Genomic DNA, 5,536 nt, shown 5'->3' with positions numbered 1-5,536 from the left:
ATCAGGCATCGAGGTGGTGATGACAAAGTATTGTTTATACCGGACCATCTTATCGATTCATACCGGGTTGTCAAACATACCCATCCCGGTCATATGATCTACGAAACAGGTCATCAGATTTATAATATTAGCTCTCATAGTGATTACCAGAGCGGGTATAAAGGTTTGTTTGATGCTATTAATGCAGAACCTCTACCACAGCATGGTTATTTATCTTTTAGTCTTTATGCGACCTACTAGGGTACGAAAATGAAGTATGAATACGATGGTGAGATAATGGGTGATACAGGTTTTTATATAGCCTCCGCCTTTCCCCCTAGTCGTTGGAAAGGTAGCGAAGACTGGACTATTGAGCAGATTTTCAATCCTTCTGCACCTTATGCCTTAAAATATCCGGCTGGCTATTATTCTGATGAATTCAATTTCAACGGCCCAGAAGTGACCATCAATAAGGCTGTATTTGATTTAATGCAACAGGAATATAATAAAGAAAACGTATGGATGGCATTTGATACAAGAAAGGGTGATCTGACAGTAGATGATTTTGCATTTTCTGTAAATAAATGGGGGGCAGAATATGAATCTGGCAATTTTGGTAAAGAATATAGCATTAAAGAGGTGGTAGAGCTGAAATCCCTCCCGGAGGCTGTAAGGGGTATTATTTACGCGGTTCCCACTATCGAATGGTATGAAAAAGTATCCCCCGTATTATTAACCAGTAAATATACTAGTGAGATGAATGAGAAAGTATTGGAGTATCATAAAAATGATCTCCGCAAGATCGGTGTAGCGGACACGCTTGATGAAGCCCTTACTATGAATATCAAAAGTGGTAAGCCGGAGTTTAATTTATATGCTACCAAACAGTTTGGGGAAGACATGGCTGTTGTTACATTACCATATAAAAGATCTACCAGGGAGGGTAGCGACCTGATTTTCCGTAATGGTATGGAATTATTGGTTCGTCCAAAGGTTGGAGAAATTCAGCGGCAAACCTTTACCATAGGTAAAGACGTTGGTAATATTACTATAAAGAATGCCTACAATGCAATGCAACAGCGTTCTTTCCTCATAAATAAAGATACCAACGAATGGGCTTCTCTAAACTTAAAAGAAACCGATAAGCAAGGCAATCACCCTCTTGAAATCACTAAGGGATTTGATGTCAGAAAAGTAGTGGGGCCATTACCCATTAACGATTTGAAAGATCCGGAGAAAAGTGAAAATCTATATTCTTCGCTGGAAAGAGGAAACAGGCAGCATGTGCAGGCTGGTGAAACGTCTTTTTTTATTGAGGCGCTACCTAAGCATGATACCTTACGTGTTTATACTGCCAATCTTCAGAAGTCAAATATTGAAGAATTGAAAAAAGCCGCAGGTGCCTCCCAGACTAATGAACAGGCCAACGGCCAACGTGTCAGTAATGATGCGACCTCTCAGAAACAGGAGCGGCAGAAGGGGCCATCGATAAGCTAATCTGATTATTGTGAAATTGAAATTGTGATGATATGGAAAAAGCACGGGAACGGTTGACCGCATTGTATGCTGTCATTAAAAGTGACAATAAAATCGGCGCTCCGCATTTAAGCCTTTATCTGGCCTTATTCCAGCTATGGAGTATGAATGACTTTGACGAACCTGTTTCAATAGATCGTAAAGAGGTGTTGGAATTGGCCAAGATAAGCAGATCCACTTACCAGCGATGTATCAATGACCTGCACGACCAGGGATATATTAAGTATATACCCTCTTACCATCCGATACTGGGAAGCATTGTTTATATGTCTGAATGGACTGGTGGCAACTCTCCAAACAATACACCAGTGAGATTGCATGGTTGAAAAGGACGCCGGTATGTAGGAGTACGCCGGCCAGCGATAGGCCATGTAGACGGGGATAACCTGCCAAAGCCCCGAAAAGGGGCTTTGGTTATTATGCTATTGTAAATATTTTTTTATGAGTGCTGTTGATATTGTGACAAAGGAAGATTTAATTGCTTTTAAAAAAGAGTTGTTGCAGGAGATAGATGCGCTTCTGTCCAGGAATAAGCAGGATGAACCTAAAAGATGGCTTAAAACGTTTGAAGTGCGTAAAATGCTAGGTTTATCCGCCGGTACATTGCAAACTATGAGAAATAATGGGACGCTAAATTTTTCGATGATTGGGAATTTAGCTTACTATGATTATAATGAGATTGTAGCATTGATGGAGAAAAGGAGAAAAACAAGATAACAATTCCTTTTACAATCTAGCCTCTTCGTTTCAATTCAACCCAATTTATGGAACGAATTGGAAGCGTGCAATAGAGTGCGTACGAAAGTATTCAATTGTAAATTCCATCTTGGTCCAATGATTAAAATAGATCAAATCCCTACGCTATGTTTCTTGAATAATTTTTCAAAAAATGAAATAATTACCTGTTCACATCCTGGTTTTAGTTCGTATCCTCCGAATCGATAAACATCATACCCTAATAACTTTAAATCGCGGTCTAAATTAACCATCTCAGCATATTTCGCGGGTATCGCGGTTGTACCTTCCGCATAGTGCTGGATGCCATCAATTTCAATAACAATTCTTATATTATTGTTTAATAGCATCAGAAAATCCATTCTCTGACGCAAAAGATACTGCACTCCATATTGTTTAATTGAATACGGATCGTAATGAAGATAAATTTGTGGAATTAAAGCAGGTAGCTGCCTGGACAGGCGTCTGGAAAACTCAGTATAATAAGTTTCAAAAAACAATTTTTCTGGCTCAGAAGCCAAACTTTGGTGCAGCCGAGCTTTAAGATTTGCCGCCTCTGCTTTGCTGGCAGGCGTATTATTTAAATCTGACCACCAACTTACCAAATCTACCCATAAAAGGCCATTGCTTTTTATTTGCCTATCATAAATTAGGCAATGCTCAGAATTGCGAACAATTTTTATCCTATTGCTGATCGCATCGTCTAACACTATTTCGGGCTTATAACTGTTGGATGCGAATATCAGGTTTTTCACAGTATCATTCACTCCGTCCATCTGTACAACTTTGTAGATTGATTCTCCTGAAATCTCCCCATCTGGTCGCAATTGGTGATTGTCCTTTCTAATGTAATTGTTTATTGTTTTAACATAATCTTGTGCCTCGACATTAGACCTTGTATATGGGTGAACTATTTGCTCAAGGAAATGGAAAAATTTATTATCAAGAACGCCATGGATTTCTATCGCTTTTAATATTTCTGCGAGTGTAGATTCTTCATTTGCTTGCGCTGCGTGTGCGGGGCCAAAAAAACCTGAAAAAAGGGTATTTATCGCCAAATAGTTAGGGAAAGGCAAACCGCATGAGGTAATAAATTCCTCCTTCGATAACCTACCTTGAAGATCTGTTTTTGAATATAAGACTGTAAGTAGTTCTTGGCGGGTAACTAAAGATATCTTGTAAAATTTACCATTAAAATATTCGTTCAGCCTTAAGCCAATTTGATCAGAATTATAATCGATGCATATTTTTTTAGCGATAGTGACGATGAAATCTTCATCCTTTTTTATGAGCAAGCCATGCACATATTTATACTTGCTTGCAGGTGAAAAATATCCCTGCCCATCTCCCAATCCGTAGGACTGGCATATTCCTTCAATGCTATGTGCTTTTACTTCGCCAGCTAAAACACCAGCGACACTATCTACAATATTTAATACAGATTGCTTCAACCTTTATGATTTTAATCTTGATTCGGTATCGAATATAATAACGTGTAATAATTACTGAATATAAAATATTAGCGGATTGTGACAAAATCTTCGTGAGAAGGTGATCTCATACTAATATCTTAACTTATAATTTCCCGTAAATAAAACTCTCCATATTCATCGATGGCGGTTTGTATGTTGTTATTTCTTTCTGCTAGTTTTTGTTGGACGAATTGTTTGAATTTGTGTAGTAGGGCACTATGATTTCGGAACCTATTTGCCATTGCCGCCGCGTCATATTCTTGAAATGTTTGTTCGGTAATTGGATAATGTTCCGGTTTGCGATCTTGATAAGTAGTCAAGTAATAGTGATGACCCGTACGATCTTTATAAGAAGCCTGAATAGAATCGGGTAAACGTAGCCAAAATAATTCCTGTATTTCCTGCGCCTTCAAATCAAAACAGGATATCCAATCGCAATATTCTTCGTCACGAGACATCCGAAATCTCACAGAAATACCGAGGGCAGCGACATTTGAAATGTTAACTATTTTCACTGAATCGCTAAATCGATCACCCATTTCTATACCCCGCTCGTGCAAACTAAAGGAAATCTGTGGAGTTCGCGCAGATTCCTCATAAATTGAGGTCCTGTTGTTGGTTATCCAGTTTATTATTACGGCTCCAATACCGACTATCGCTCCTGCTGCTCCCAATAGTCCAGTGACAACATTTATCTTTTCTTGGTTGAATTTATTAACCAGGTAGTATATTACGAGAATAAAAAACAGGAATGATAGTACTAGACCCAAAGGGGTTGACAAAAATTTTTTCATGGTTAGGGGTGGATTGAAAATATCAGACAATTTCACAACTTGCCTATAAATTAAAAGTGAATTTGGATGTTGATCATAATTCTATATTGATAAAGTATAGTTTTGAAGTGTTATTTTTAGAATCAATTTATTTTGAGAACAGCAGCCCTAAAAGTATGGGCTAATCGCAAATTAATGAAATTGCTCCGAACCTGAACAGTAGGGCCGAATCAGAAAAAAGATACCTCCCTGGTGTAAACCGGGGAGGTACGCCTATCATTCAGTGTCCAACTAAACGGCAAGCAGGTGGGTTCCGGTTGCCGAGAGCTGCGCCGGTGCCGGATTTTTATGAACAATCTCAAGCAGCTTGGGCAAAATATCGTTGGTGAAAACATTCTCTAGCACCTTCGGTGCAATCTTTTCCAACAGCAACAGGAATTGTTCCTCATTAACACCCTGTATCCCAATTGTCTGCCCACTATTAATCTTCTGCTGCACACGCTGCATGTACATTAGTACCAGCGGATTTCCTACACGCGCATAAATCATAGTAGTAGCCAACTTTTCATGTCCCATCATTATCTGTACTACCTCCGGAGGTACGCCCAATTGCATGGTTACCGTAGTGCCAAATGTATGCCTGGCCATATATGGATGAAGTTCTACTGAAAAGCCACAGATAAGCCCGATAACCTTCAGGTTATCATTTAGAACCTTGTTGCTCACATAATGAAACACTGTTTCCCTATATGATGCACCGGGTTCAAGACCGTATTCCTGAATTATTTCCTTTGCCTTTTCTAAAAGTGGTACCCATGCCGGTATTTCGCTTTTCACCCGGGTATAGGTCATCCAAATGTTTCCGTTTATGTCTGTAGATAATTGCTCTGGTTTAAAGGACTGTACATCTATTGGAGCCATACCAGTGTAACAACAGAAAACAAAAATTGCCCGTACTAGCTTATGTATTGGATTAATGAGGATTACATCTTCAATGATGCGTAGTTGCTCCCACGTTAGGTATTCTGTTTCTTTCCGTTT

At 39.1% G+C, this 5,536-nt stretch carries 7 protein-coding genes; 4 read left to right on the top strand and 3 right to left on the bottom strand.

The genetic code is table 11. The annotated features are described in order from the left end of the window. The 4 genes from VIP81_RS06045 to VIP81_RS06030 all read left to right on the top strand — a co-directional run. Nucleotides 1–240: hypothetical protein (locus tag VIP81_RS06045; RefSeq protein ID WP_331957575.1), on the top strand; the 240-nt coding region annotated here is incomplete at its 5' end. A 9-nt stretch (nucleotides 241–249) separates the two neighbouring features. After that, entirely contained in the window at nucleotides 250–1,476 is a 1,227-nt protein-coding gene (locus VIP81_RS06040) for a hypothetical protein (protein ID WP_331957574.1), read from the top strand. A 32-nt stretch (nucleotides 1,477–1,508) separates the two neighbouring features. Further along, the gene (locus VIP81_RS06035) at nucleotides 1,509–1,841 is read left to right on the top strand and encodes a hypothetical protein (RefSeq protein ID WP_331957573.1); all 333 of its coding nucleotides are present in this window, start codon (nucleotides 1,509–1,511) and stop codon (nucleotides 1,839–1,841) included. 115 nt (nucleotides 1,842–1,956) lie between these two features. Next, a complete protein-coding gene (locus VIP81_RS06030; RefSeq protein WP_331957572.1) occupies nucleotides 1,957–2,232 on the top strand; it encodes a helix-turn-helix domain-containing protein in 276 nt (91 codons plus the stop codon). A 131-nt stretch (nucleotides 2,233–2,363) separates the two neighbouring features. On the opposite strand, the gene VIP81_RS06025 is transcribed toward VIP81_RS06030, so the two are convergent. From VIP81_RS06025 to VIP81_RS06015, 3 genes are all read right to left on the bottom strand, one after another. After that, entirely contained in the window at nucleotides 2,364–3,701 is a 1,338-nt protein-coding gene (locus VIP81_RS06025; protein WP_331957571.1) for a hypothetical protein, read from the bottom strand. Between the two features lie 119 nt (nucleotides 3,702–3,820). Next, nucleotides 3,821–4,516, bottom strand: a complete 696-nt coding sequence (locus VIP81_RS06020; RefSeq protein ID WP_331957570.1) for a hypothetical protein — start codon at nucleotides 4,514–4,516, stop codon at nucleotides 3,821–3,823. A gap of 270 nt (nucleotides 4,517–4,786) precedes the next feature. Then, nucleotides 4,787–5,536, bottom strand: a 750-nt coding sequence (locus tag VIP81_RS06015; RefSeq protein ID WP_331957569.1) for a site-specific integrase, incomplete at its 5' end; no start/stop codon positions are given.

The organism is Chitinophaga sp., assembly GCF_036566945.1.
Lineage (GTDB): Bacteria > Bacteroidota > Bacteroidia > Chitinophagales > Chitinophagaceae > Chitinophaga.
The sequence above is the reverse complement of the archived record's forward strand: the minus strand, read 5'-3'. Positions and strand labels throughout refer to the sequence as shown.

What these genes read in the sequence shown, in the direction of transcription:
- VIP81_RS06040 (WP_331957574.1), top strand. Translation starts at nt 250, where the DNA reads ATGAAGTATGAATACGATGGTGAGATAATGGGTGATACAGGTTTTTAT.
- VIP81_RS06035 (WP_331957573.1), top strand. Translation starts at nt 1,509, where the DNA reads ATGGAAAAAGCACGGGAACGGTTGACCGCATTGTATGCTGTCATTAAA.
- VIP81_RS06030 (WP_331957572.1), top strand. Translation starts at nt 1,957, where the DNA reads ATGAGTGCTGTTGATATTGTGACAAAGGAAGATTTAATTGCTTTTAAA.
- VIP81_RS06020 (WP_331957570.1), bottom strand. Translation starts at nt 4,516, where the DNA reads ATGAAAAAATTTTTGTCAACCCCTTTGGGTCTAGTACTATCATTCCTG.